Below are 24,663 nucleotides of genomic sequence, written 5' to 3'. Positions count from 1 at the left end.
GTTCATGACCATCGAACAGCACACCGTCCTGCGGCAGGAGGCGGTGGACGCGTCCACCCTCGCCGAGATCCGGGACGTCGACATCGACGACGTGCTCGACTACGTGCACGCCGACCTGAAGAAGCTGCCCGGTTACCTGGACCTCTACCGGCGCTACCTGCGCCAGCGCTGGGACGTCTACGAGCTCGACTTCGGCCAGGACGTCCTCGACTGGCGCACCCGCATGACGCAGGAGGAGCGCGACGCGTTCGTGGCCATCTCCTCGGGCTTCCACCACGGCGAGCGCCAGGTGGAGGTGGAGCTGCCGGTGTTCATGCTGGCCGGCAGCGAGGAGTCGAAGATCTACATGTCGAGCCAGATCGAGGACGAGGCCCGGCACACGATCTTCTTCGACCGCTTCTACCGCGAGGTCGTCGGGCTGGCGGGCGAGAGCGTGCAGGACGTGCTCGACGCGTCGTTCCCGCACATCTCGGAGACGTTCGTGGGCCCGTTCGGGCTGCTCGCCTACCAGGCCGACGAGCTGCGTCGCGACCCGGAGGACCCGGCGGCACGCGTGCGCTACGGCACCACCTACTTCCTGTGGATCGAGGGCGTGCTCGCCCTGTCGGTCATGAAGATCACCCTCACCTACTGCCGCGAGCGAGGTCTGCTGCCGGCCTACTACGCGGGCTTCACGGCCACCTGTCGCGACGAGGCGCGCCACGTCCAGGGCGGGATGCGGTTCCTGCGTGACGCGGTGCGGGCCGACCCGCCGCTGCTGCGTGAGATCCACGAGACGCTGCGCACGATCCTCGCGATGAACGGCGCCGTGAGCCGCAGGCTCGCCCTCGAGGCGCTCGGCTGGACCCCGGAGGAGGTGCGTCGGCTGATGATCCGGCAGCTGTCGATGAAGCTCTCGGACGTGGGCATCGACCTGCCGCCCGACCTGCAGGAGAAGATCCAGCAGATCGAGCCGGAGGTGGCGGGCGGATGACTGCACCGACGCTGTTCGCGCCCGACTGGGCCCAGGCCGTCCGCGAGGCGGTCGACCGCGGCCCGGACGACGACGTGCGCGCCGGCAAGCTGCCCACCTACTGGGAGTGGATCGACAACGCCCGCGCCCCGCACGACGGTGTGTGGGCGCTCGTGGCCACCGACCTGCCCGCGCACCTGCTGCTCGAGTGGGAGCAGGGTCGCTGCACCCGTGCCGAGATCGCCGGACCCGATGCCGTCGCCACCGCCTCGTACGTGCTCGCCGCCCCGCTCGCGGTCTGGCAGGAGCTGCGCGACGGCGCCGACGCCGGGCGGCTGGTGATGTACCGGCGCATCCGGCTGGAGCGCGGCGACGTGCTGGCCTTCTTCCGGATGATCTACTTCGTGGTGGAGTCGCTGGCGGCGATAGGCCGCGTCCCGGCCCGGGCGACCTGACCTACGTCGAACGAACGGCACTTCCGTCGCTACCCAGCCGACGGGAGTGCCGTTCGTCGCGCGGGGGGTTGCGCCACGGCCCGCCGAAGAAGCAGATCGCCACGGCGAACAGCGCCATGCACCCGGCCGTGCACGCCATCCAGAACTGCCAGCTCGTGGCCGCGACGACGTGCGGCACCACGAGCAGCACGACCACGGCCATCCCCTTGACGAGGAACGAGAACATGCCCCACGCCGTGCCCTGCAAGCGAGGGTCGATGTTCTCGGCGTCCTCGGAGAAGTTGGCCATCCACGGCGAGTAGGCCGCGCCGAGCACGCCGCCCAGCACCACGCCGGTGACCATGAGGACCGGCAGCGACACCGTGGGCTGCCCGAGAACGGACACGAAGAACAGCAGCACGGCCAGGCCCGCGATCGTGCCGCCGAGCGCGAACGGGCGGCGCAGCTGCACCCGGTCCGACCACCGACCCGCCACGACGAGCGTCACCAGGTTGAGGACCCAGAAGACCGTCATCACCGCGGAGGCCTGCGCGGTGCCCATCTCGAAGGTCTGCACGAGCATCGTCTGGCCGAAGAGCGTGAGCGTCAGGTAGAGCACGAGCCAGAACGCGATGCCCACGACGTGCGCCCACATCGTGGGGTGGGTGAACAGCGCGCGGGCGAGCGCCGGACGTGCCTCGTCGACCACGGTCACCGCGCTGTGCTCGGTCTGCACGACCTTCGCGCGCAGCGCGGGCGACAGCTCGGCGATGTTGGTCGCGATCACCACCGAGGCCACCAGCGAGACCGCGCCCATGATCACGAGCTGGGACTGCCAGGCGCCACCGAACAGCGGCAGCGTGAGCCCGGCGATCGCGGCGGCGAGGAAGTTCGCCCCGACCGGACCCCACGTCCAGAACCCGAACGCCTGCGCGCGGCCCATCCGCGGCGAGAAGTCGCGCACCAGCGGGGCCGTGCAGGCGATCGCGGCTCCCTCGATGAACGACATCGCCGCCTTGGCGGCGAAGAACTGGCCGGGCGTGCGGACCAGCGCCATCCAGAAGCAGCACAGCGCGGTGAGCACCATCAGCGGGATCAGCAGGCGCACCCGGCCGACCTTGTCGGTGTACCGCCCGCCGACGATCCCTGCCACCGCACCGGCCACGGCCGCGACCGCGGAGATCGCGCCGTAGGTGGCGAGGGACATCTCCAGGTCCTCGAGCAGCAGTGGGACCACGGGTGCGATCTGGCCCTCGTAGGAGCAGATCAGGCTGGCGAGGACGGCCATGCCGAGGATGCGCAGCCGCCGACGGCCGGTGGGGTACTCGTCGAGCAGGCGCACGTACCGCGGACCCATCGCGACCTCCTCGTCGCCCGATTCCGAATCGCGCTCTAGAACCGTTTCCCAGATTCGACTCGTGGCGCGGGAGTGTCAAGAGGTGCTCGATCTCACGCACCGATCCCCTCGGTCACCTGTGGCAGGGTGACCGGGAGGCCGAGGATCGGAGCGAAGGATGCGCGTCTTCAACGGGGTCGACGAGCTGCGTGCGGCGGTGGGGTCGACGCTCGGGGTGAGCGACTGGGTGACGGTGGACCAGTCCCAGATCGACACGTTCGCCGACGCCACGGGTGACCACCAGTGGATCCACGTCGACCAGGAACGGGCGGAGGCGGGGCCCTTCGGTGCCACGATCGCGCACGGGTTCCTCACGCTCTCGCTGCTGCCCGTGCTCGTCGCGCAGACCTTCCAGGTCGAGGGCACGAAGATGGGCGTCAACTACGGGCTGAACAAGGTGCGGTTCACCTCGCCGGTGCCGGTCGGCAGCAAGGTACGGGCCGGCGCCGAGCTGGTCGACGTGGCGGACGTCGAGGGTGGCGTCCAGCTGACCACGAAGGTGACGATCGAGATCGAGGGCTCCGAGCGGCCCGCTCTCGTCGCCGAGTGGCTCACCCGACGGTACGTCTGAGAGAGGTTCTTGCGATGCGCGATGCTGTGATCTGCGAGCCGTTGCGGACCCCGGTGGGCGGGTTCGGCGGTGCGCTGCGCGACGTGCAGGCCCACGAGCTCGCGGCCACCGTGATCCGGGCCCTGCTGGAGCGCACGGGTCTGCCGGGGGACGAGGTGGACGACGTGGTGCTGGGCCACTGCTACCCCACGATGGATGCTCCCGCGATCGGGCGGGTGGCGGCGCTCGATGCCGGCCTGCCGGTGAGCGTCAACGGCCTGCAGATCGACCGGCGCTGCGGCTCCGGCCTGCAGGCGGTGCTCTACGCGGCCATGCAGGTCCAGGCGGGGGCGTCGGAGCTGGTGCTGGCCGGTGGCGCCGAGTCGATGTCGAACGCGCCGTTCTACTCCACGGCGATGCGTTGGGGCTCCAAGAGCGGGCCCGGCGTGATGCTGCACGACGCGCTGGCGCGCGGGCGCGTCACGGCGGGCGGGGTCAACTTCCCGGTGCCGGGCGGCATGCTCGAGACCGCCGAGAACCTGCGCCGCGAGTACTCGATCCCCCGGGCGGAGCAGGACGAGTTCTCGGTCCGCTCGCACCGCCGCGCCGCGGCCGCGCGGGACGAGGGGCGGTTCGCCGACGAGATCGTTCCCGTCACCGTGAAGGGCCGCAAGGGCGACACCGTGGTCGATGCCGACGAGCACATCCGCGCCGACTCGTCGGTGGAGAAGCTCGCCGGCCTGCGCCCCATCCTGGGCCGCGACGACCCGGAGGCCACGGTCACCGCCGGCAACGCCAGCGGTCAGAACGACGGCGCCGCCATCTGCGTCGTCACCCATCCCGCGAAGGCCGCCGAGCTGGGGCTGCGGCCGCTGGTCCGGATCGTGTCGTGGGGCATCGGCGGCGTGCCGCCCGCCACCATGGGGATCGGCCCGGTGCCCGCCGTCGCCAAGGCGCTCGCCACCGCCGAGCTGACGCTGTCCGACGTCGACCTGATCGAGCTCAACGAGGCCTTCGCCGCCCAGGTGCTGGCCTGCACGCGGGAGTGGAAGCTCGTTCCCGACGATTTCGAGCGCGTCAACGTCAACGGGTCCGGCATCTCGCTGGGGCACCCGGTCGGGGCCACCGGCGGGCGGATCCTCGCCACGATGGCGCGCGAGATGGTGCGCCGCGACGCCCGCTACGGCCTCGAGACGATGTGCATCGGTGGCGGCCAGGGCCTCGCGGCGGTCGTCGAACGGGTGAACGCAGCCTGACGCCCTGTGCCCCGCTCGGGTGGCGTGGTGTGAAACGCCGCACGCGGGAGGTACGACACCCCTTGTGAGGGATCGCCGAGCGCGAGGGGAGTCGAGGGAGATGCCGGGCGCGGAGACGTCCACGTTGAGCCGCCGGGACCAGGCGGTGCTGCGGGCCGTCGCGGAGGGTCGTTGCCAGCTCGGGGCCGGGTGGGCACCGCTGCTGCTGGTCGACGGCCTGGTCTGCGCCGATTCGGCCGCGGGCCGCAGGCTCGTGGCCGCCGGGCTCGTCCACGAGCCCGACCCCGCTCGTCCGCTGGGGCCTGCGCGGGTCACCTCGGCCGGGCGCGCGGCCCTCGGCTGACGTCACAGCGCGGGGAGTTGCCGTCGCGGTGGGTTCCGGTACACGCTTGCGCGAGTCAAGTTCTTTCCGCCCCGCCCGCGAGCAGCCTCAGGAGCGCGCCGTGCCGTCCGACGACGACCTCGCCCTCGCCGATGAGGTGAGCGGCCAGCTCATCCGGCTGGTCCGCCTGATGGAGCGCAAGCAGGCGCAGTACCACGCCGACCATCCCGATGCGGTGGAGCGCGCCACCTACCTCCTGCTCGTCCACCTCGTGAAGGACGGGCCGCGCCGCGCGGGGGCCCTCGCCGAAGCGGTCCACTCCGACCCGTCGACGATCAGTCGCCAGGTGGCGCACCTGGTGCGGCTCGGCCTGGTCGAGCGCACCACCGATCCCGAGGACGGCAGGGCCACCCTGCTCGCCGCGTCCCACGAGGGGCGGCGGGTCTTCGAGGAGAACCGCCGGGTGCGGATCGAGCGGATCGCCGAGATGCTCGACGACTGGCCGGTGGACGAGCGCCGGAAGCTGGCGGAGCTCCTCGGCCGGTTCACCAGCGATTTCGCGAAGAGCAGCATGCGGCCCCCGGCACGGCCGGTCGAAGCCGCGGCCGGGGGCCTCCCCTGAGGAGGCGCCCCGAGGAGGCGCCCCGAGCCGTGGGGCGGCTCAGTGGTCCTCGCGCGCCTCGGCCTCGCGCTCCGCGGCCGCCTGCTCCTCGGCCTCGTGGTCCCTGGCCCGCTGCCACGACGCCTTGATCTCGCGCTCGGCGTCGGCCCGGCCCACCCACATGGCGCCCTCGACGCTCTTGCCCGGCTCGAGGGTCTTGTAGATCTCGAAGAAGTGCTGGATCTCCGCCCGGTCGAACTCGGGCATGTGATGGATGTCGCGCAGGTGCTCCTGGCGCGGGTCGTCGCTCGGGACGCAGAGGACCTTGTCGTCCCCGCCCTTCTCGTCCTTCATCCGGAACATGCCGATCGCGCGGGAGCGGATCAGGCACCCGGGGAACGTGGGCTCCTGCACGAGCACCAGCGCGTCCAGCGGGTCGCCGTCCTCCCCCAGCGTGTCCTCGATGAACCCGTAGTCGGCCGGGTACTGGGTGGCGGTGAACAGCGTCCGGTCGAGCCGGATGCGTCCCGTCTTGTGGTCCACCTCGTACTTGTTGCGGCCGCCCTTGGGGATCTCGATCGTGACGTCGAAGTCCACTGGCGCTCTCTCCTGCGGGTCTGTGCGGTCGGTCGATGGGGTGCCGGTACCGGTCGGGCGACCGGCTCCGGCGCCTGGCTCTAGTGTGGGGGACGGCGCCGGCGGTGCCGACATCGCGGGGGCACCGGACGACGTGGAGGAGCGTGCGCGTGGGTCTCGGGCAACGGATCGGTGACACGCTGCGACTTCCCGGTCCCGGAGCGCGACGCAGTGTCGCCGTGCTCGCGGTGTTCGCCCTCGCCGGCGCGGCCGGCGGGGCCATCGCGCTCACCAGCCCGGCGCTCGTGCAGCGGTTGGGCCTGGTCGAGGAAGTGACCGAACTCGCGCCACCGGTGCCGCAGGCGGCCCTTCGCCCGCTGGCGGCCGACGCGCCCACGCCGAGCACCGCCGGGCTGCGTGACGTGCTGGACCCCGCCGCGGACGAGATGCCGGGGCAGTTCGCCGGCGTCGTCATCGACCCGGCCAGCGGAGCGCAGCTGTGGAGCCACACGCCGGAACGCGCGCTCGTCCCGGCGTCCACCGGGAAGGTGCTCACCGCGGCGGCGGCGCTGCTCACGCTCAACCCCACCGACCGGCTGGACACCCGGGTCGTGGCCGGGGCGGAGCCGGGCACGGTGGTGCTCGTCGGGGGCGGTGACCCCACGCTCACCGCGCTGCCGGAGGGCGAGGAGAGCCTCTACCCGGACGCGCCGCGGGTCAGCGAGCTCGCCGACGAGGTGCGCGCGAACGTGCAGGGGGAGATCGACACCGTCCTGGTCGACACGAGCCGGTACTCGGGCCCGCAGCTCGCCGAAGGTTGGCTCCCCGGCGACATCGCGGCCGGGTACATCACCCCGATCGAGCCCCTGATGGTCGACGGTGGTCGTGTCGACCCCGGCTTGCAGGACGGGCCGCGCGTCGAGGACCCGGCGCTGGGCGCCGGTCGGGCGCTCGCCGAGGAGCTGGGCGTGGACACCGTCGACGAGGGCACGGCGCCTCCGGGTGCGGTGGGTCTGGCCTCGGTGTCGTCGGCGCCGGTCGTGGAGCTGGTCGAGCACGCCCTGCGCACCTCGGACAACACGCTGGCCGACATGCTCGCCCACGAGGTGTCGATCGCCCGTGACGACGAGGGCTCCTTCGACGGTGCGGCGCGCCAGGTTCTCGCCGCACTCCGGCAGGCGGGTATCGACCCGGCGGACGCCCACCTCGTCGACGGCAGCGGGATGTCCACCCTCAACAAGGTGCCGCCGCAGCTGCTCGGCGCCGTGCTCGCCGCCGCGGCGGCTCCCACCGAGAACCCGCTCGAGCCGCAGTTCCTGCGTCCGATCCTGTCCGGCCTCCCGGTGGCCGGCGGCAGCGGCACGCTCGTGAACCGGTACGCCCGCGACGGTGACGCGGCGCTCGGTCGTGGCGTCGTACGGGCCAAGACGGGCTCGCTCACCGGGGTGAGCAGCCTCGCCGGGATCGTCACCGACACGGACGGGCGCCTGCTCGTCTTCGCCCTGATGTCCAACGGCGCGAACCCCGGTGACGTCCGCCCACTGCACGACGAGATGGCGGCCGACCTCAGCCGCTGCGGTTGCTCCGCAGCCGGCTGACGCATCCGGTGCGTAGCGTGGGGCGGGTGTCGCACGTGACCGAGGAATCCCAGCCCAGCCCGAGCGCCGCGGTGGAGCGCGGGCTCCCGGTCGATTGGGAGCTGGCGAGCCGCACGGCGGGCCGCCTGATGCAGCCCGGCCCGGACGCCACCCCGCAGGAGGCCACCGAGCTGGTGCGGCGCCTGCGGTCCGACGCGGCGGTCGCGGAAGGGCACGTCCGGGAGGTCACGGGGCTCGGCCACGGGTTGCCCCTGCTGCCCGCCGACGTCGTCGACCGCAGGGCATGGGCCGCGGCCGCGGTGTCGGGCATGGCGGCGCTGACGGCCGGGGCGGAGCTGCCCGAGGTGTCGCGCGTCGCGCGTGCCGTCACCGCACGCACCGCCGGCCTGCAGGTCGGCGGCGTCGTCGCCTACCTCGGCGGCCGCGTCCTGGGCCAGTACGACCCGTTCGGCGGCGCGGACGGCAGCGGGCGGCTCCTGCTCGTGGCGCCCAACGTCCACGCGGCGCGCACGGCCCTCGACGTCCCCAGCGCCGATTTCGGGCTGTGGGTCTGCCTGCACGAGGCCACGCACCGGCTGCAGTTCACGGCGGTGCCGTGGCTGCGGTCCTACTTCGCCGACGAGGTCGGCAAGTTCCTGTCGATCGCGCAGGGGGACCGCAGCGCCGTCCTGGACCGCCTCCCGGACGTGGTGCGCTCGCTGCGGGAGTCCGGTGGCGATTCGCTCGCCGTCGTGGAGCTGCTGCAGGGCCCGGAGCAGCGGGAGGTGCTCGACCGCCTGCTGGCGCTCACCACGCTGCTGGAGGGCCACGCCGACCACGTGATGGACGCCGTCGGTCCGGACGTCGTGCCGAGCGTGGCCACGATCCGCAACCGGTTCACGGTGCGCCGCCGCGGGGGTGGCCTCGTCGACCGCCTGCTGCGGGCTCTGCTGGGGGTGGAGGCCAAGGTGCGCCAGTACGCCGTCGGCTCGGCGTTCACCCGCCACGTCGTGCTGGCGGCGGGGATGGAGGGCTTCAACCGCGTCTGGGAGAGCCCACAGACGCTGCCCACGCGCGCGGAGCTGTCCGACCCGGGCACCTGGCTGGGTCGCATCCACAACCTCTGACCCCACCGAACGCACTGTGGAGCCCTACTGCTGTTCTTGGGGCCGGGAAACTGCAGTAAGGCTCCGAGGTGCGGTTCTGGTGAGGGGAGGGCGGCTTGGGTGCGCCTGATCCTTCCGTTGCCGCTGTGCGGCTCGCGGTGCGCTCCGGCCTCGCTCGGCTGCCGGGGCCGCTGAGCGACGTCCCGCTGCTCGTCGGCTGCTCCGGTGGCGCCGACTCGCTGGCGCTGACGGCGGCCGCGCTCGCCGTCCGCGGGGGCGGCGTGCACGCGGCCGTCGTCGATCACGGCCTGCAGGACGGCTCCGCCGAGCGGGCGGCGGCCACCGCGGAGCTGCTCACCGGCCTGGGCGCGACGGCGGCCGTGCACCGCGTGGACGTCACCGGGCCGGGTGGCACCGAGGCCGCGGCCAGGCGCGCCCGCTACGCCGCGCTGCGGGCGGCGCGTCCGCACCCCGACGCACCCGTGCTGCTCGGGCACACCCTCGACGACCAGGCGGAGACGGTCCTGCTCGGTCTGGGCCGCGGGTCGGGGGCCCGCTCGCTCGCCGGGATGCGGGCCTGGGAGGCGCCGTGGTGCCGCCCGCTGCTCGGGGTGCGCCGGACGGTGACGCGCGCCGCGTGCGCCGCGCTCGGCCTGCCCGTCTGGGACGACCCGCACAACACCGATCCCCGGTTCACCCGGGTCCGGCTGCGCCACGAGGTACTACCGCTGCTGGAGGAGGTCCTCGCGGGCGGTGTGGCCGAGGCGCTCGCCCGGACGGCGCGGCAACTGCGCGAGGACGGTGACGCCCTCGACGCCGTCGCCGCCGACCTGCTCGCGCAGGCGCACGACCCGGCCCCGCCCGACGGCACGGTCCCCTCCGACCCCCGCGCCGGCGCCGCCCACCGGGCGGGTTCGCTGCGCACCGACCCGCTCGCGTCCGAGCCCCCCGCGCTGCGCCGGCGGGTGCTGCGGGCCTGGCTGGCCGCGGCGTCCGTCACAGCCCTCACCGACGAGCACCTCCGTGCCGCGGACGTCCTCGCAGGTCGCGGGCCCGATCGGGGTGGTGTCGCCCTCCCGGGCGGGTTGGAGCTGGTGCGTGCACGTGGCAGGCTCACCCTGCGCCCCGTCCGCTGGCCACCACCCGGCGGCTGATCCCACCACACTCGCTGGAGGACGTCCGCCGTGTACGACGGTGACATCGCATCGACGCTGGTCACCGAGCAGGCCATCCGTGAGAAGACCGCCGAGCTGGCCGCACAGATCGCGGCCGACCGCTCGGCGGAACACTCCGGTTCCGGCCCTGACTCGGACCTCCTGCTCGTCGGCGTCCTCAAGGGCGCCGTCATGTTCATGACCGACCTCGCGCGGGCCCTGCCCGTGCCGGTGCAGCTCGAGTTCATGGCCGTGAGCTCCTACGGCTCGGCCACCTCGTCGTCGGGTGTCGTGCGCATCCTCAAGGACCTCGACCGCGACATCGCGGGCCGCGACGTGCTCATCGTCGAGGACATCATCGACTCCGGCCTCACGCTGTCCTGGCTGCTGAAGAACCTGGAGTCGCGTCAGCCCGCGTCCCTGTCGGTGTGCACGCTGCTGCGCAAGCCGGACGCGGTGAGGGTCGACGTCCCGGTGAAGTACGTCGGCTTCGACATCCCCAACGAGTTCGTCGTGGGCTACGGCCTCGACTACGCCGAGCGCTATCGGGACCTGCCGTTCATCGGCACGCTCGACCCGGCCGTGTACGCCTGAGGCGCCCGTTCAGCCCGCTGGGAGCGTGGGCACGGCCAGCGTCTCGGCGGGGACGCCGGTCGGGCTCGGGTCGAACGGCTCGGTGCCGGTGGCGAGCTCCACGTCGCCCACGTCGCCGTACGTACCGGCGTAGTCGAGCGCGGTCGCCAGGTCGATCACCCCGTTGCTGACCGGCAGCGGCGCGAGGTTCAGCGTGGACAGCACGCCGATCGCGGAGCCGGAGCCGTCGACGAACGCGCTGCCGGAATCGCCGGGCACACCCGGGGTGAGGGTGTAGACCTCGTGGGACATGCCCGCGCCCTCTTCGGTGGCGTTGATGCCGACCTTCGGGCTGAGCGCGCTGATGCCCAGCCGCAGTGGCGAGTTGCCGTAGCTGTAGACCAGCTCGCCCGGCGCGACGCCGTCCCTGTCGATCCCGGTGGGGCCACCGAAGAACGGGATGCTCGGGTTGACGTCGGCCACGTCCTCGGCCGCGATCTCGACGAGCGCGAAGTCGTTGTAGGCGCAGACGTCCGGGTCGGACTCGCCGTTCTCCTGCATCGTGACCCACGAGCTGTAGGCGAGGCGCCCGGTGCGGTCGCTGCCGTCCGCCGCCCTGATGGTGACGGGCGTGCCGATGCCGCCGGTGCCGGAGTCGCAGCCGTCGGTCTCGGTGGCGTCACCGGTGCCCGCGCAGTGCGCGGCCTGGCCGATGAACGTGCGGTCGCCGCTGGTGAACACGAAGTTGCTCGTGCAGGAGCCGCCGCCCTCGGTGTCGGTGACGACGCCGGGCCGGATCGGCGCGGAGTCGGCCGCCGCCCAGTCGCCGGGCGCGCTCTGGCCGGGCGCTGCGACGGCCGCCGGGGCGACCACCGCTCCGAGCCCGATGCCACCCAATGCGACCGCCAGCGCGATGCCACGGGCCCTGACCGTCATCGTGCTACCCCCATCACCGACGCCGTCGTCGCGAGCGTCCGGGTCGTCCGCCTCCGCCAGTGGCTCAACGACGCGGGCGCCGCGGGGATACCCCCCGCCATCGGCCCTGCTCACCGGCGGGAACACCGGCTCCGGTCCATCCGTTGAACGTGCACGTACCCGTCAGGGGTGCGCCGGTGGACATGGACGGCGCGGCCCGGCTCCCGGACCGCTATCCTGGCGGACTCAGGGCCGGTCAGTCCGCTGCGCCGGGTCTCCGCAGGAGAAACTCGCCAGGGAGGGTGAAGGCCGCCACGGCCGAAGCTGCATGGACCGTAAGCGCCTGCTCCGAAACCCGCTGATCTGGATCCTCGCCGCGATCCTGGTCTACTTCACGTTCAGCGTGTTGTTCGATGACACACGCGGTTACACGCGGGTGGACACCTCCGTCGCTCTCGCGCAGATCGAGAGCGGCAACGTCGCCGAGGCCGAGCTCGAGGACCGCGAGCAACGCCTGCGGCTCACCCTCGCCCAGCCCTTCGAGGGCCACACACAGGTCATCACGCAGTACCCGGCGCAGACCGCCGGCACGATCGTCAGCTCGCTCGAGGAAGCCGGCAACAACCCGTCGTTCGACACGACGGTGCGCCAGGACTCGTTCCTGATGACGATGCTGATCTACCTGATCCCGCTCGGCCTGGTGCTCCTCATCCTGTTCTGGATGATGAACAACGCCCAGGGCGGCGGGAACCGGGTGATGTCCTTCGGGAAGTCGAAGGCCAAGCAGCTCAACAAGGACATGCCGAAGACCAGCTTCGGTGACGTCGCGGGCGCCGACGAGGCGGTCGAGGAGCTGTACGAGATCAAGGACTTCCTGCAGAACCCGGCCCGCTACCAGGCGCTGGGGGCGAAGATCCCGAAGGGCGTGCTGCTCTACGGCCCGCCCGGCACCGGTAAGACGCTGCTGGCGCGCGCGGTCGCGGGTGAGGCGGGCGTGCCGTTCTACACGATCTCGGGTTCCGATTTCGTCGAGATGTTCGTCGGTGTCGGCGCGTCCCGCGTCCGCGACCTGTTCGAGCAGGCCAAGCAGAACTCCCCGTGCATCATCTTCGTCGACGAGATCGACGCGGTCGGCCGCCAGCGCGGCGCGGGCCTCGGCGGCGGTCACGACGAGCGCGAGCAGACGCTCAACCAGCTGCTCGTCGAGATGGACGGCTTCGACGCCCGCGGCGGCATCATCCTGATCGCGGCCACGAACCGCCCCGACATCCTCGACCCGGCGCTGCTGCGGCCCGGCCGCTTCGACCGGCAGATCCCCGTGGCCGCGCCCGACCTCGCCGGCCGCCAGGCGATCCTCGCCGTGCACTCGAAGGGCAAGCCCTTCGCGAACGACGTCGACTTCCTGAGCCTGGCCAAGCGCACGGTCGGCATGTCCGGTGCGGACCTCGCCAACGTCATCAACGAGGCCGCGCTGCTCACCGCGCGCGAGAACGGCACGCTGATCAACGGTGCCGCGCTCGAGGAGTCGGTCGACCGGGTCGTCGGCGGGCCCCGTCGCAAGGGCAAGATCATCTCCGAGCAGGAGAAGAAGATCACCGCCTACCACGAGGGCGGCCACGCGCTCGCGGCGTGGGCGATGCCCGACCTGGAACCGGTCTACAAGCTCACGATCCTGCCGCGCGGGCGCACCGGCGGCCACGCGCTCGTCGTCCCCGAGGACGACAAGGGCCTGATGACCCGCTCCGAGATGATCGGGCGGCTCGTGTTCGCGATGGGCGGGCGCAGCGCCGAGGAGCTCGTGTTCCACGAGCCCACCACGGGCGCGTCCAGCGACATCGACCAGGCCACCAAGATCGCCAAGGCGATGGTCACCGAGTACGGCATGAGCGCCCGGCTCGGTGCCGTCCGGTACGGGCGCGAACAGGGCGACCCGTTCCTGGGCCGCTCGATGGGGGCTCAGGCCGACTACTCGCTCGAGGTCGCCCACGAGATCGACGAGGAGGTGCGCGCCCTCATCGAGGCGGCGCACACCGAGGCGTGGGAGATCCTGAACACCTACCGCGACATCCTCGACGAGCTCGTGTTCGAGCTGCTCGAGAAGGAGACGCTCACCCGCAGGGACCTGGAGCGGATCTTCGACCGGGTGGAGAAGCGGCCGCGGATCACCGCGTTCAACGACTTCGGCGACCGCACGCCCTCGGACAAGCCGCCGATCAAGACGCCGGCCGAGCAGGCCCGCGAGCGCGGCGAGCCGTGGCCGCCGCACACCGAGCCGGCGCGCGAGCCCGCACCCGTCGGCTCCTACCCGGGCGGCAGCAACGGTGTGCCTGCACCCGGCCCGAACGGTGGCCCGGTGCCCACGCCGGGGCCGCACGGCGGCTACCCCGGTGGGCCCGCCCAGCCGCCGTTCCCCGCCGCCTACCCGGGCCAGCCGGTCCGGCAGCAGCCGTGGGGCCCACCGCAGCAGCAGCAGCCCAACTCGGTGCCGCACAACTACGGTGCTCCGCCCGACTGGCGCCCGGCCACGACCCCGCACGGGCAGACCTGGCCGCCGCCGGGGCACCACCAGCAGCCGGCGCCGCAGTGGGCACCGCCGCCGTCCGCGCCGCCCGCGGCCAACGGCAACGGCGCCGGGGACGTGCCGGTCGTCCCGGAGCAGCAGGCGTCGCCGCCCGAGCGCGCCCCCGGCGAGGAGAACGACTCCGACAAGGGTGGCTCGCGCTGAGCACTGCAGCACAGGGGTCCACGGCCGCGGGAGCGGCGCGGAACGGCCGTCCGGGGGTCGACCACGCGCGCGCCGCGGCCGCGGTGCGCGAGCTGCTGATCGCGGTGGGCGAGGACCCGGACCGCGAGGGCCTGCGGGAGACCCCGGCACGCGTTGCGCGCGCGTACGAGGAGATCTTCCAGGGCCTCTACTCCGATCCCGACGAGGTGCTGGACCGCACGTTCGACGAGCACCACCAGGAGCTGATCCTGGTCAAGGACATCCCGATGTTCTCGATGTGCGAGCACCACCTGGTGCCGTTCCACGGCGCCGCCCACGTCGGCTACATCCCCAACGTGGACGGGCGTGTCACGGGCCTGTCGAAGCTCGCGCGTCTCGTCGACCTGTACGCGCGGCGGCCGCAGGTGCAGGAGCGGCTCACCGCGCAGGTCGCGAACGCGCTGATGCGCAAGCTCGACGCGCGCGGCGTCATCGTCGTGATCGACGCCGAGCACCTGTGCATGGGCATGCGCGGCATCCGCAAGCCGGGGGCGCGCACCACCACCTCGGCCGTGCGGGGCATGCTCCAGTCCTCGCCGACCTCCCGCGCGGAGGCGTTGTCGCTCATCCGGAACGGGTGAGGAGGGGGATTCGATGGCTTCCGCTATCCCCCGTCCGCAGCGATGCGTCGTGATGGGCATCCTGAACGTCACGCCCGACTCCTTCTCCGACGGCGGCCGCTTCATCGACCGCGACCAGGCCGTGGCCCACGGCGTGGCGATGCGGGACGCGGGTGCCGACCTCGTGGACGTGGGGGGCGAGTCCACGCGACCCGGCGCAGGGCGGGTCGAGCCGGACGTGGAGCGGGAGCGCGTGCTGCCGGTGGTGCGCGAGCTCGTCGCCGAAGGCGTGTCGGTCAGCATCGACACCACGCGCGCCGCGGTGGCCGACGCGGCCGTCGCGGCCGGCGCCAGCGTGGTGAACGACGTGTCCGGGGGGATGGCCGACCCCGGGATGGGTTCCGCGGTGGCCGCCGCGGGTGTGCCCTGGGTGCTCATGCACTGGCGCGGGCACAGCGACCGCATGACCTCGCTGGCGCGCTACGACGACGTCGTCACCGACGTGCGCGACGAGCTCGTCGCCCGCGTCGACGCGGCGGTCCTGGCCGGGGTCGACCCGGCACGGCTGGTGCTCGACCCGGGCCTGGGCTTCGCGAAGAACGCCGCCCACAACTGGGCGCTGCTGCGCAGGCTCGACGTGCTCGTCGCGCTGGGGTTCCCGGTGCTGGTGGGGGCCTCGCGCAAGCGGTTCCTCGGCGACCTGCTGGCCGACCGCGAGGGCGCAGCGCGAGTCGCAGGCGGTCGTGACACCGCCACCGCCGCGGTGAGCGCGCTCGCGGCACGCGACGGCGCCTGGGGCGTGCGCGTGCACGACGTGGGCAGCACGCTCGACGCGGTGCGCGTGGCGCAGGCGTGGCGCCACGGTGCCCCGCCGCAGGAGGTGGGCTGATGGACCGCATCGAACTGCGCGGGTTGCGGGTGCGCGGCCGCCACGGCGTGTACGAGCACGAGCGCCGCGACGGGCAGGACTTCGTCGTGGACGTCACGGTGTGGATGGACCTGGGGGCCGCCGCCCGTTCCGACGACCTCGCCGACACCCTCGACTACGGGGCGCTGGCCCAGCGGGCGGCCGCCATCGTCGGCGGTGAGCCGTGCGACCTCATCGAGACCGTCGCCGGGCGCGTGGCCGACGACGTGTTCACCGACGCGCGCGTGCAGTCCGTCGAGGTCGTGGTGCACAAACCGCAGGCGCCGATCCCGCTCGAGTTCGCCGACGTCGCGGTCGTGGCGCACCGGTCCCGGGTTCGTCCCGGCCGGGTGGTGCCGGCGTGACGCGTGCCGTGCTGTCGCTCGGCTCGAACCTCGGTGACCGGTTCGGCCACCTGCAGGCGGCGGTCACGGGGTTCGGCGTCACCGTGCGGGCGGTGTCCCCCGTCTACGAGACGGCCCCGTGGGGCGGTGTCGCGCAGGACGATTTCCTCAACGCGGTGCTCGTCGTCCAGGACACCGGCACGGACGCGTGGGGCTGGCTGCGCCGCGGCCAGGGGCTGGAGCGGGCCGCGGAGCGCGTGCGCGACGTGCGGTGGGGGCCGCGCACGCTCGACGTCGACGTCGTCACCGTCCAGGGGGCGGAGGGGGCTGTCCTGAGCGAGGACCCCGAACTGCTGCTCCCGCACCCCGGCACGCCCCAGCGGGCCACCGTGCTGCGCCCGTGGCTCGACGTCGAGCCGGAGGCGGTGCTGCCCGGCCACGGTCCGGTGGTCGCGCTGCTCGCGGCGCTGGGCCCGGAGGCGGAGGCGGGGATGCGCCTCCGGGACGACCTCGTGCTGGTGGGTGCGCCCCGGTGAAGGCCACCCGTCCCCGAGACCTCTTCGCCGTCGGCCTCGTGGTGGCGGTGCTGGCCGGCCTCGTCATCCGGCTGTCCTACGGCTCGCTCCCGCCGATCCCGGTGCTCGCGGGCGCGCCGTTCGGCGTGCTCGGCATCGCGGAGGCGATCGCGGGCAACGCGCTGCGGGCCCGCATCCAGCGCCGCCCGGGCAGCGAGCCCGTGCAGCCGCTCGTGGCCGCCCGGGCCGTAGTGGTGGCCAAGGCCTCGGCGCTGGCCGGCGCGATCATGGCCGGGGTCTGGGCCGGTCTGCTGGTGCACGTGGTGCCCCAGGCGGGTGACATCACGGCGGCGGCGGGCGATTCCCTGGCCGGCGCGGTCGCGCTCGCCTGCGCCCTCGGGCTGGTCGCCGGGGCGCTGTGGCTGGAGCACTGCTGCCGCACCCCGGACGACGAGCCGGGCGGCGAGTCGAACGGCCGCGCGACGGGTGCCGACCACCCGTAGGCTGGCGCCCCGTGACACAGCCGCCCGTGGACCAGCCGACGCGCGTGATCCCGATGCCCACCCCGAGACGGCAGCGGCGCGCCGTGCTCGCGCCGGTCCTCGGCCTGATCGCGCTGGGGTTCTGCGGCCTGGTGGTGCTGGGCCTGGTGGGCAACAGCGTGGGGGCCACCGGGGTCGTGGTCGGTGCGCTGTGCGCGCTGCTGCCGGTCGGTCCGGTCGTGGCCACGTTCCTCTGGATCGACCGCTGGGAGCCGGAGCCGCCGCGCACCCTGCTGTTCGCGTTCCTGTGGGGCGCGTGCTTCGCCGCGCTGACCGCGCTACTGATCAACACCAGCGCCAGCATCGTCGTCGAGCAGGCCCTCGGCAGCGGCAGCGGCGATGTGCTCGGTGCCGTGGCCGTGGCCCCGGTCGTCGAGGAGGCCGTGAAGGGTGCCTTCCTCATCGGATTGCTGGTCTTCCGGCGCCGCGAGTTCGACGGCGTGGTCGACGGCATCGTCTACGCCGGGCTGGTGGCCGCCGGCTTCGCGTTCACCGAGAACATCCTCTACCTGGGCCGGGCGTTCACCGAGGACGCCGGGGCGGGGCCGGTGGGCAGCGTGCTCGCGGTGCTGCTGCTGCGCGGGGTGCTGTCCCCGTTCGCGCACCCGCTGTTCACCGCGATGATCGGGATCGGGGCGGGCATCGCGGCGCGCACCACCAGCGTGGCCGTGCGGATCGCGGCGGTGACGATCGGGTTCCTGGTCGCGGTGGCGCTGCACTCGCTGTGGAACACCTCCGCCTCGGTGCCCGGGAACGGGCTGTTCCTCGTGGTCTACGGCTTCGTGATGGTGCCGGTGTTCCTGGCGCTCGTCGCGGTGGTCGTGTGGCAGCGCCGTCGCGAGCAGCGGATCGTGGCCTCGCAGCTGCCCGGCTTCGCCGCCGCCGGCTGGATCGTGCCCAGCGAGGTGCCGTTGCTGGCCAGCATGGCCGGCCGGGAGGGGTGGCGCGCCGCCGTGCGCAGGCGCTCGGGCCGCAGGGTCGCGAAGGCGGTCGCGGAGTACCAGGCCGCGGTCACCGAGCTCGCCTTCCTGCGGCACCGCCTCGCGCGCGGCACCGTGGGCGCGAACGGTCCGGCGTGGCACGTCGAGGCGGTCGAGGCGGTGCGCGCGGCCCGCGCCCGGGTCGTCGGCCACCCGGAAGCGCTCTCGGTGGCCATCCGCCACCACGGCCCGCCCGGCTGGGCCCCGCCGCCCCCCGGCCCGCCCCCGCCGGTCCCGGGCCGCGCCACCTGGTGACGTCGCCGGAGCCGGCGTCGCTCTCCTGACGATCGGCCGCCCGGACCGGTGAAGCCCGTCACCGATGCGCTGCCCTCCCGGCCCGCCCCGTTAACCTTTCCGCACATCGTCCGGTACCCCGCGCGGGACCGGAACGAGTGAGGAGCGGACTCGATGACTGCTGGCAGGCCTGCCCGGCTCACCGTCGGTGTCGTGTCGGCGGGGCGGGTCGGTGCCGTGGTGGGCGCGGCCTGGGCAGCCGCCGGGCACCACGTCGCCGCCGCCTCGGGGGTTTCCCGCGCCTCGGTCGCGCGGGCCGCAGCCCTGCTGCCCGACACCTCGCTGCTGCCGCCCGACCAGGTCGTGGCCGGCGCCGACCTCGCGCTGCTGGCGGTTCCCGACGACGTGCTTCCCGGCCTCGTGCGGGGGCTCGCCGCGGCGGGCAGCTTCCGAGCGGGCCAGATCGTCGTGCACACCTCGGGGGCGCACGGCGTCGCGGTCCTCGCCCCCGCCGCCGAGCACGGCGTGCTGCCGCTCGCGCTGCACCCGGTCCTGACCTTCACCGGTCGCACGGAGGACGTCGCCCGCCTCGCGGGCGCGAGCGTCGGCGTCACGGCCGCGCCCGGCGACGAGGCCGCGTGGAGCGTCGGCGAGGCGCTCGTCGTCGAGATGGGCGCCGAGCCGGTGCGGGTGGCGGAGGAGGTCCGCCCGCTCTACCACGCTGCGCTGGCGCACGGCGCCAACCACCTCGTCACGCTCGTGCGCGACTGCGTGGACACGTTGGAGCGGGCCGGCGTCGGTCCGGCCGAGCGGCTCGTCGCCCCGCTGCTCTCGGCGGCGCTGGACAACGCGCTGCGCCACGGCGACCGCGCGCTCACCGGTCCGGTCGCGCGCGGCGACGTCGAGACCGTGCGCCTGCACCTGCAGGAGCTGGCGGCCGCCGACCCGGACCTCGCCGAGACCTACCGCGTGCTCGCCGCGCGGACTGCGCGGCGGGCGTCCGATGCGGGCCTGCTGCCCGAGCACGCCGCGCACGACGTGCTCACGATCCTCGAGGAGAAGCCGTGACCGGACCGATGGCCGCCTCGCCGCTGCGCGGCGGCGCCCGCACGCTCGGCGGCTACCGGCCCGGAGCACTCACCGTGCACCGCTCGCCCGCCGAGATCGGCCCGGTGAGCCGCGCGCTGCGCGCCGCGGGACGCAAGATCGCGCTCGTGCCGACGATGGGAGCCCTGCACGAGGGGCACCGCGAGCTCATCCGGCACGCCCGCCGGGCATCGGGTGCGATCGTGCCCGCTGTGTCGATCTTCGTGAACCCGCTGCAGTTCGGCGCGGGCGAGGACCTCGAGCGCTACCCGCGCCCGCTGGAGGCCGACCTGGAGGTCTGCCGGGAGGAGGGCGTCGAGCTGGTCTTCCTGCCCGGGGTGACGGACATGTACCCCGAGGGCGCCGACACCACGGTGGCGCCGGGCGCGCTGGGCGACCGGCTCGAGGGCGAGGTGCGGCCCGGGCACTTCGCAGGCGTGCTCACGGTGGTGGCGAAGCTCTTCCACATCGTGGCGCCCGAGCTCGCCTTCTTCGGCGAGAAGGACTACCAGCAGCTGGTACTCGTCCAGAAGATGGTCCGGGACCTGGACTTCCCGCTGTCGGTGGTCGGGGTGCCCACGGTCCGCGAGCCGGACGGGCTGGCGATCTCCTCGCGCAACGCCTACCTCTCCCCCGACGAGCGGCGGTACGCGCCGGTCCTGCAGCGTGCGCTGGTCGCGGGGGCGTCGGTGTCGGCCCGCGGATCGGAGGCGGTGCTCGACGCCGCGCGCGCCGTGCTGGCCGAGGAGTCCGCGCTGCAGGTCGAGTACCTGGAGCTCACCGCCCCGGAGCTCGGGCCCGCCCCGCAGACCGGGCCTGCCCGGCTGCTCGCGGCCGCCCGCCTCGGCGGCACGCGCCTGCTCGACAACGTCGCCGTCCGCCTGTAGGCCGCCGTGCTGCTGTGCGTGGACGTCGGGAACACCCAGATCGCGCTGGGGCTCTACGCCGACGAGCCGGGCGCGTCCGACGAGCTCGACCCGCCGCTGGTGCGTGACTGGCGGATGCGCACCGACCCGCGCATGACCGCCGACGAGCTCAGCGTCGCCTTCGACGCCCTGCTCGGCCCGTACGCGACGCAGGTCACGGGCGTCGCGGCGCTCTCGACCGTGCCCACGCTGCTGCGCGAGCTGCGGCTGCTCATCGATCGCAGGAACGTGCCCGCGGTCGTCGTCGGGCCGGGGGTGCGCACCGGGGTGCCGCTGCTGGTCGACAACCCGCGCGAGGTGGGCGCCGACCGCGTGATGAACACGCTCGCCGCGCACCGGCTCCACCACACGGCGTGCGTGGTCGTCGACTTCGGGACGTCGACCAGCATCGACGTCGTCTCGGCCAAGGGCGAGTTCCTCGGCGGTGCGCTCGCGCCGGGGATCGAGATCTCGCTGGACGCGCTGGCCACCCGGGCGGCCGCGCTGCGCACCGTCGAACTGGTGCCCCCGCGCTCGGTGATCGGCAAGAACACGGTCGAGTGCCTGCAGTCCGGGGTGCTCTACGGCGTCGCGGGCCAGGTGGACGGGCTGGTGCGGCGCATCGTCGCCGAACTCGGACCGAAGGCGGGGCCGGTGACCGTGCTCGGGACCGGCGGGCTGGCGCCGTTGGTCACCGGCGAATCGGAGACGATCACCGAGTTCGTGCCGGACCTCACACTGCTCGGTTTGCGCCTGACCTACCTGCGCAACATCCGCACCACGTCGGTCACCAGCGGGAGCTCGAACTCCCCGGACACCGTCTCGGGACGGGTGGCGAGGTAGGTCCGGATCCGGTCGAGGGCGGCCTCCCGCTCGGCCGGTTCGGCGGTGAGGGCCCACGACTGGGTTCGCTGGGTCGCCACGAGCAGGTCGACGGTGGTGGGCACGGGGTTGGCGAACTGTGCGATCTCGGCCGGTTCGAAGGCGGGGTGCGCCGGCAGCCGGGGTTCGTCCTGCGGGGCCCGCACGACGGTGCGGCGCATCCCGGCGGCGTCGTTGTAGCCGCGCACCCACTCCACGCTCGCGTCGTCGCCGTTCCAGAGAGCCGCGAGCACCCCGCCCGGCCGCAGCACCCGGGCGATCTCCGGGTGGGCGCGCTCGGGGTCGAACCAGTGCCACGCCTGCCCGACGAGCACGGCGTCGAGGCAGCCGTCCGGCAGCGGGATCTCCTCGGCGCTGCCTTCGTACGCCTCGACCCCCGGGACGCGGGACCGCAGCTCGGCGAGCATCGCCGGGTCGGGCTCGACGGCGATGACCGTGCCGCGCGGGAGCAGGGAGGCGGTGAGCTTCCCGGTACCCGCGGCGAGGTCCAGCAGCCGAGGGTCCGGACGGCCGGCGATCGGGGCCAGCGCCCAATCGAGGGCGGCGTCCGGGTACCCGGGCCGGTACCGGGCGTACTGGGTGGCCGCGGTTCCGAACGAACGAGCCCGGTGCGAGTCCATGATCCGACCGTACGGCCGGGTCGCGCCCTGAGGCGACGGCAATGCCGTCGAGCGGCGTCATTACCCTTGTCCCGTGAGCAACGAGCCCCCCACCGGCCCCGATGACGACCTGCCCGAGCAGATGCGGGTGCGCCGGGCGAAGCGGGCGGCGATGCTGGAGCAGGATCGCGACCCCTATCCCGTCGCCGTCGAGCGCACCCACACGCTGCGCGAGGTGCGCGAGGCGCACCCGGACCTGCCGCCCGACACCGGCACCGGCGAGGTGGTCTCCGTCGCCGGGCGCGTGATGTTCCTGCGCAACACCGGGAAGCTGTGCTTCGCCACGTTGCGCGAGGGCGACGGCACCGAGCTGCAGGCGATGCTGTCGCTCGCACTCGTCGGGGACGACGAGCTGGCGCGCTGGAAGGCGCAGGTCGACCTGGGGGACCACGTCGTCGTGCACGGCGAGGTGCTCACCTCGCGACGTGGCGAGCTGTCGGTGATGGCCGACCGTTGGCAGATGGCGGCGAAGGCGCTGCGGCCCCTGCCCGTGACGCACCGGGAGCTGTCGGAGGAGACGCGGGTGCGGCAGCGCTACGTCGACCTCATCGTCCGGCCGCAGGCGCGCGAGATGGTCCAGCGCCGGGCCACGGTCGTGCGGACGCTGCGGTCGGTGCTGCACGATCGCGCCTTCACCGAGGTCGAGACGCCGATGCTGCAGCTGCAGCACGGTGGGGCGACCGCGCGCCCGTTCGTCACGCACTCCAACGCGCTGGACCGGGATCTGTACCTGCGGATCGCGCCGGAACTGTTCCTGAAGCGGTCCGTGGTCGGCGGCATCGAGCGGGTCTTCGAGATCAATCGGAACTTCCGGAACGAGGGCATCGACTCGTCGCACTCGCCCGAGTTCGCGATGCTGGAGGCCTACCAGGCCTACGCCACCTACGACGACATGGCCGAGCTGACCCGCGAGTTGGTGCTGAACTCGGCCCGCGCCGTGTTCGGTTCGACGGTGGTGCGCCACGCCGACGGCACGGAACACGACTTGGGCGGTGAGTGGCGCTCGGTCACGCTGCACGGAGCCGTCTCCGAAGCGGTGGGACAGGACGTGACACCGGACACGTCGGCGGAGGAGCTGCACAAGCTGGCGATCGCGCACGATGTCGAAGTCGACGCTTCGCTCACGGCGGGCCAGATCGTCCTCGAACTGTTCGAGAAGCTCGTCGAGCACACCCTGCAGGAGCCGACTTTCGTGCGGGACTACCCGTACGAGGTGCGCCCGTTGACCAGGCGTCATCGCACGGACCCGCGCCTGGCGGAAGCATGGGACCTGGTCGTCTTCGGCACCGAGCTGGCCACCGCGTACTCCGAACTCGTGGATCCGGTGGACCAGCGGGAAAGGCTTACCGCCCAGGCCGTTGCCGCCGCGGCGGGTGATCCCGAGGCGATGCAGCTCGACGAGGACTACCTGCGCGCGATGGAGTACGGATTGCCGCCGACCGGGGGCATGGGAATGGGCGTCGACCGGCTGCTCATGGCCCTCACCGGGCTCGGAATCCGGGAAACCATTCTGTACCCGCTCGTGCGTTCCGAGTAACTGCCACGCGACAACCGGACAGGTGACTCGACGGCCCACCACAATTGGTTTATGGTGCGCTTGCGGCATCGCCGCGTGACAGGAGCAGGTTCGAAGTGAGTGGAGGTTGCGGCGATGGCGCAGATCCGCGAGGTGCGGCTGATCGATGACCTGGACGGAGAGGCCGCCGACGAGACGATCGAGTTCGGTATCGACGGGAAGAACTACGAGATCGACCTGTCGAAGGCGAATGCGGGGAAGTTGCGCGACGCCCTGGCGTCCTACGTCGCGTCGGCCCGGCGTTCCGGCGGTCGCCGCCGGAGCGGGTCGAGCGGCAGCAGCGCGCCGGCCCGTCGGCCTTCCATCGACCGCGAGCAGAACCAGGCGATCCGGGACTGGGCCCGCAAGCGGGGCATGAAGGTGTCCGACCGCGGCCGCATCCCCGCCGAGGTCCTCGAGGCCTACCACCGGGAGAACTGAGCGCGGCCGGTGGTCCAGCGCCGGGATGGTTAGGCTGTCCTCATCAGTTGACGATGAGGAGGCGCCGTGGCGCGCAGGACGACCACCCTCGAGGTGCGCCGCACCGAGCGGCTCACACCGCACATGATCCGCGTCGTGGCCGGCGGGGAGGAGCTGTCGGAGTTCCCCGACACCCCCCACACCGACCGCTACGTCAAGATCCTGTTCCCGCGGCCCGAGGTGCGCTACCCCGATCCGTTCGACATGGACGTCATCCGGGCCGAACTGCCGCGCGAGCAGTGGCCGATGACGCGCACGTACACGGTGCGGGCGCTGGACCACGACGCCGGCGAGCTGACGATCGACTTCGTGCACCACGGCGACACCGGTCTCGCCGGGCCGTGGGCCGCGGCGGCCCGCCCCGGCGACGTGCTGCGCCTCGCCGGCCCCGGCGGCGCGTACGCGCCCGACTCGACGGCCGACTGGCACCTGGTGGTGGGCGACGAGAGCGCGTTGCCGGCGATCGGAGCGGCCTGCGAGCGCGTGCCCGCGGGAGTGCCGGTGCTGGCCGTGCTCGAGGTGGGCGACGCGGCCGAGGAGCAGGAGCCGGGTTGCCCCGGGCGGCTGCGCACCACCTGGCTGCACCGCGACCCGGGAGCGCCTGACCAGCTCGCGGACGCGGTGCGGGCGCTGGAGTTCCCGACGGGGCGCGTGCACGCGTTCGTCCACGGCGAGGCCGGGTTCGTGCGAGACATCCGGCGTCACCTCGTCAACGAGCGCGGCGTGCCACGCGAGGCGCTCTCGGTGTCCGGTTACTGGCGTCGCGGTGTCGACGAGGACGGCTGGCAGGCCGAGAAGGCCTCGGAGCGCGCCGGCGCCACGTCCTGACCCGTCCTGA

At 73.3% G+C, this 24,663-nt stretch carries 27 protein-coding genes; 23 read left to right on the top strand and 4 right to left on the bottom strand.

Annotated features, from left to right (window positions below; genetic code table 11):
- The first annotated feature begins 4 nt into the window (after positions 1-4).
- The gene (locus CFP66_RS08415) at positions 5-973 is read left to right on the top strand and encodes a ribonucleotide reductase (protein ID WP_198961317.1); all 969 of its coding nucleotides are present in this window, start codon (positions 5-7) and stop codon (positions 971-973) included.
- The gene (locus CFP66_RS08410) at positions 970-1,407 is read left to right on the top strand and encodes a hypothetical protein (protein ID WP_094921953.1); all 438 of its coding nucleotides are present in this window, start codon (positions 970-972) and stop codon (positions 1,405-1,407) included. Before CFP66_RS08415 ends, CFP66_RS08410 begins: the two co-directional genes overlap by 4 nt.
- 1 nt (position 1,408) lies before the next feature.
- Here CFP66_RS08410 and CFP66_RS08405 read toward each other — a convergent pair whose 3' ends face one another.
- Complete coding sequence (locus CFP66_RS08405) at positions 1,409-2,743, bottom strand: MFS transporter (RefSeq protein WP_094921951.1); 1,335 nt, start codon at positions 2,741-2,743, stop codon at positions 1,409-1,411.
- Between the two features lie 157 nt (positions 2,744-2,900).
- On the opposite strand from CFP66_RS08405, the gene CFP66_RS08400 reads away from it, so the two are divergent.
- The 4 genes from CFP66_RS08400 (at position 2,901) to CFP66_RS08385 (ending at position 5,532) form a co-directional block, all read left to right on the top strand.
- Complete coding sequence (locus CFP66_RS08400) at positions 2,901-3,353, top strand: MaoC family dehydratase (protein WP_094921950.1); 453 nt, start codon at positions 2,901-2,903, stop codon at positions 3,351-3,353.
- 14 nt (positions 3,354-3,367) lie between these two features.
- Positions 3,368-4,588 (top strand): acetyl-CoA C-acetyltransferase, encoded by a 1,221-nt coding sequence (locus tag CFP66_RS08395; protein ID WP_094921948.1) that lies wholly within the window; start codon positions 3,368-3,370, stop codon positions 4,586-4,588.
- Positions 4,589-4,688: 100 nt separating this feature from the next.
- On the top strand, positions 4,689-4,931 hold the full coding sequence (locus CFP66_RS08390; RefSeq protein WP_094921946.1) for a hypothetical protein: 243 nt from the start codon (positions 4,689-4,691) through the stop codon (positions 4,929-4,931).
- A 100-nt stretch (positions 4,932-5,031) separates the two neighbouring features.
- Positions 5,032-5,532, top strand: a complete 501-nt coding sequence (locus tag CFP66_RS08385; protein WP_233159240.1) for a MarR family winged helix-turn-helix transcriptional regulator — start codon at positions 5,032-5,034, stop codon at positions 5,530-5,532.
- A gap of 39 nt (positions 5,533-5,571) precedes the next feature.
- Here CFP66_RS08385 and CFP66_RS08380 read toward each other — a convergent pair whose 3' ends face one another.
- The gene (locus tag CFP66_RS08380) at positions 5,572-6,108 is read right to left on the bottom strand and encodes an inorganic diphosphatase (RefSeq protein WP_094921945.1); all 537 of its coding nucleotides are present in this window, start codon (positions 6,106-6,108) and stop codon (positions 5,572-5,574) included.
- Between the two features lie 149 nt (positions 6,109-6,257).
- On the opposite strand from CFP66_RS08380, the gene dacB reads away from it, so the two are divergent.
- From dacB to hpt, 4 genes are all read left to right on the top strand, one after another.
- Positions 6,258-7,685: a D-alanyl-D-alanine carboxypeptidase/D-alanyl-D-alanine-endopeptidase gene (gene dacB, locus CFP66_RS08375; protein WP_158228046.1), complete on the top strand. Its 1,428-nt coding sequence runs from the start codon at positions 6,258-6,260 to the stop codon at positions 7,683-7,685.
- A 35-nt stretch (positions 7,686-7,720) separates the two neighbouring features.
- A complete protein-coding gene (locus CFP66_RS08370; RefSeq protein WP_094922367.1) occupies positions 7,721-8,791 on the top strand; it encodes a zinc-dependent metalloprotease in 1,071 nt (356 codons plus the stop codon).
- Between the two features lie 95 nt (positions 8,792-8,886).
- On the top strand, positions 8,887-9,924 hold the full coding sequence (gene tilS, locus CFP66_RS08365) for a tRNA lysidine(34) synthetase TilS (protein WP_094921942.1): 1,038 nt from the start codon (positions 8,887-8,889) through the stop codon (positions 9,922-9,924).
- A 30-nt stretch (positions 9,925-9,954) separates the two neighbouring features.
- Positions 9,955-10,518 (top strand): hypoxanthine phosphoribosyltransferase, encoded by a 564-nt coding sequence (gene hpt / locus CFP66_RS08360; protein WP_094921940.1) that lies wholly within the window; start codon positions 9,955-9,957, stop codon positions 10,516-10,518.
- 9 nt (positions 10,519-10,527) lie between these two features.
- On the opposite strand, the gene CFP66_RS08355 is transcribed toward hpt, so the two are convergent.
- Positions 10,528-11,433: a serine protease gene (locus CFP66_RS08355; RefSeq protein WP_198961316.1), complete on the bottom strand. Its 906-nt coding sequence runs from the start codon at positions 11,431-11,433 to the stop codon at positions 10,528-10,530.
- A gap of 307 nt (positions 11,434-11,740) precedes the next feature.
- Here CFP66_RS08355 and ftsH point away from each other — a divergent pair, with 307 nt between their 5' ends.
- The 10 genes from ftsH (at position 11,741) to CFP66_RS08305 (ending at position 21,092) form a co-directional block, all read left to right on the top strand.
- Positions 11,741-14,137 (top strand): ATP-dependent zinc metalloprotease FtsH, encoded by a 2,397-nt coding sequence (ftsH, locus tag CFP66_RS08350; RefSeq protein WP_094921938.1) that lies wholly within the window; start codon positions 11,741-11,743, stop codon positions 14,135-14,137.
- A complete protein-coding gene (folE, locus tag CFP66_RS08345) occupies positions 14,134-14,757 on the top strand; it encodes a GTP cyclohydrolase I FolE (protein WP_094922364.1) in 624 nt (207 codons plus the stop codon). The genes ftsH and folE overlap by 4 nt, the downstream gene beginning before the upstream one ends.
- Before the next feature lie 13 nt (positions 14,758-14,770).
- Complete coding sequence (gene folP / locus CFP66_RS08340; protein WP_094921937.1) at positions 14,771-15,625, top strand: dihydropteroate synthase; 855 nt, start codon at positions 14,771-14,773, stop codon at positions 15,623-15,625.
- Positions 15,622-16,008, top strand: a complete 387-nt coding sequence (gene folB / locus CFP66_RS08335) for a dihydroneopterin aldolase (RefSeq protein WP_198961343.1) — start codon at positions 15,622-15,624, stop codon at positions 16,006-16,008. Before folP ends, folB begins: the two co-directional genes overlap by 4 nt.
- Positions 16,005-16,523, top strand: a complete 519-nt coding sequence (folK, locus tag CFP66_RS08330) for a 2-amino-4-hydroxy-6-hydroxymethyldihydropteridine diphosphokinase (protein ID WP_094921934.1) — start codon at positions 16,005-16,007, stop codon at positions 16,521-16,523. Before folB ends, folK begins: the two co-directional genes overlap by 4 nt.
- Positions 16,520-17,005: a DUF3180 domain-containing protein gene (locus CFP66_RS08325; RefSeq protein WP_094921932.1), complete on the top strand. Its 486-nt coding sequence runs from the start codon at positions 16,520-16,522 to the stop codon at positions 17,003-17,005. The genes folK and CFP66_RS08325 overlap by 4 nt, the downstream gene beginning before the upstream one ends.
- Before the next feature lie 11 nt (positions 17,006-17,016).
- Positions 17,017-18,279, top strand: coding sequence for a PrsW family intramembrane metalloprotease (locus tag CFP66_RS08320; RefSeq protein WP_233159239.1), 1,263 nt, complete (start codon positions 17,017-17,019; stop codon positions 18,277-18,279).
- A gap of 153 nt (positions 18,280-18,432) precedes the next feature.
- Complete coding sequence (locus tag CFP66_RS08315) at positions 18,433-19,326, top strand: Rossmann-like and DUF2520 domain-containing protein (RefSeq protein WP_094921931.1); 894 nt, start codon at positions 18,433-18,435, stop codon at positions 19,324-19,326.
- Between the two features lie 8 nt (positions 19,327-19,334).
- The gene (gene panC / locus CFP66_RS08310; RefSeq protein WP_094922361.1) at positions 19,335-20,231 is read left to right on the top strand and encodes a pantoate--beta-alanine ligase; all 897 of its coding nucleotides are present in this window, start codon (positions 19,335-19,337) and stop codon (positions 20,229-20,231) included.
- A gap of 6 nt (positions 20,232-20,237) precedes the next feature.
- Positions 20,238-21,092, top strand: a complete 855-nt coding sequence (locus CFP66_RS08305) for a type III pantothenate kinase (RefSeq protein ID WP_094921929.1) — start codon at positions 20,238-20,240, stop codon at positions 21,090-21,092.
- On the opposite strand, the gene CFP66_RS08300 is transcribed toward CFP66_RS08305, so the two are convergent.
- A complete protein-coding gene (locus CFP66_RS08300; RefSeq protein WP_094921928.1) occupies positions 21,008-21,751 on the bottom strand; it encodes a class I SAM-dependent methyltransferase in 744 nt (247 codons plus the stop codon). The two genes, CFP66_RS08305 and CFP66_RS08300, sit on opposite strands and share 85 nt — an antisense overlap.
- A gap of 121 nt (positions 21,752-21,872) precedes the next feature.
- Here CFP66_RS08300 and lysS point away from each other — a divergent pair, with 121 nt between their 5' ends.
- The 3 genes from lysS to CFP66_RS08285 all read left to right on the top strand — a co-directional run bounded on the left by lysS (position 21,873) and on the right by CFP66_RS08285 (position 24,653).
- Positions 21,873-23,327, top strand: coding sequence for a lysine--tRNA ligase (lysS, locus tag CFP66_RS08295; RefSeq protein WP_094922360.1), 1,455 nt, complete (start codon positions 21,873-21,875; stop codon positions 23,325-23,327).
- 114 nt (positions 23,328-23,441) lie between these two features.
- Entirely contained in the window at positions 23,442-23,786 is a 345-nt protein-coding gene (locus CFP66_RS08290) for an Lsr2 family protein (protein ID WP_094921926.1), read from the top strand.
- Positions 23,787-23,852: 66 nt separating this feature from the next.
- Entirely contained in the window at positions 23,853-24,653 is an 801-nt protein-coding gene (locus tag CFP66_RS08285; protein ID WP_094921925.1) for a siderophore-interacting protein, read from the top strand.
- The last annotated feature ends 10 nt before the right edge of the window (positions 24,654-24,663 follow it).

Origin of the sequence: Pseudonocardia sp. MH-G8 (assembly GCF_002262885.1) — a bacterium.
Taxonomy (GTDB): domain Bacteria; phylum Actinomycetota; class Actinomycetes; order Mycobacteriales; family Pseudonocardiaceae; genus Pseudonocardia.
This window is presented reverse-complemented; position numbering and strand designations above follow the sequence as displayed.

Bases quoted from the DNA above. Each gene is read 5' to 3' on its own strand.
- CFP66_RS08415 (WP_198961317.1), top strand. From the start codon at position 5: ATGACCATCGAACAGCACACCGTCCTGCGGCAGGAGGCGGTGGACGCG.
- CFP66_RS08410 (WP_094921953.1), top strand. From the start codon at position 970: ATGACTGCACCGACGCTGTTCGCGCCCGACTGGGCCCAGGCCGTCCGC.
- CFP66_RS08405 (WP_094921951.1), bottom strand. From the start codon at position 2,743: ATGGGTCCGCGGTACGTGCGCCTGCTCGACGAGTACCCCACCGGCCGT.
- CFP66_RS08400 (WP_094921950.1), top strand. From the start codon at position 2,901: ATGCGCGTCTTCAACGGGGTCGACGAGCTGCGTGCGGCGGTGGGGTCG.
- CFP66_RS08395 (WP_094921948.1), top strand. From the start codon at position 3,368: ATGCGCGATGCTGTGATCTGCGAGCCGTTGCGGACCCCGGTGGGCGGG.
- CFP66_RS08390 (WP_094921946.1), top strand. From the start codon at position 4,689: ATGCCGGGCGCGGAGACGTCCACGTTGAGCCGCCGGGACCAGGCGGTG.
- CFP66_RS08355 (WP_198961316.1), bottom strand. From the start codon at position 11,433: ATGACGGTCAGGGCCCGTGGCATCGCGCTGGCGGTCGCATTGGGTGGC.
- ftsH (WP_094921938.1), top strand. From the start codon at position 11,741: ATGGACCGTAAGCGCCTGCTCCGAAACCCGCTGATCTGGATCCTCGCC.
- folP (WP_094921937.1), top strand. From the start codon at position 14,771: ATGGCTTCCGCTATCCCCCGTCCGCAGCGATGCGTCGTGATGGGCATC.
- CFP66_RS08315 (WP_094921931.1), top strand. From the start codon at position 18,433: ATGACTGCTGGCAGGCCTGCCCGGCTCACCGTCGGTGTCGTGTCGGCG.
- panC (WP_094922361.1), top strand. From the start codon at position 19,335: ATGGCCGCCTCGCCGCTGCGCGGCGGCGCCCGCACGCTCGGCGGCTAC.
- CFP66_RS08300 (WP_094921928.1), bottom strand. From the start codon at position 21,751: ATGGACTCGCACCGGGCTCGTTCGTTCGGAACCGCGGCCACCCAGTAC.
- lysS (WP_094922360.1), top strand. From the start codon at position 21,873: ATGCGGGTGCGCCGGGCGAAGCGGGCGGCGATGCTGGAGCAGGATCGC.
- CFP66_RS08290 (WP_094921926.1), top strand. From the start codon at position 23,442: ATGGCGCAGATCCGCGAGGTGCGGCTGATCGATGACCTGGACGGAGAG.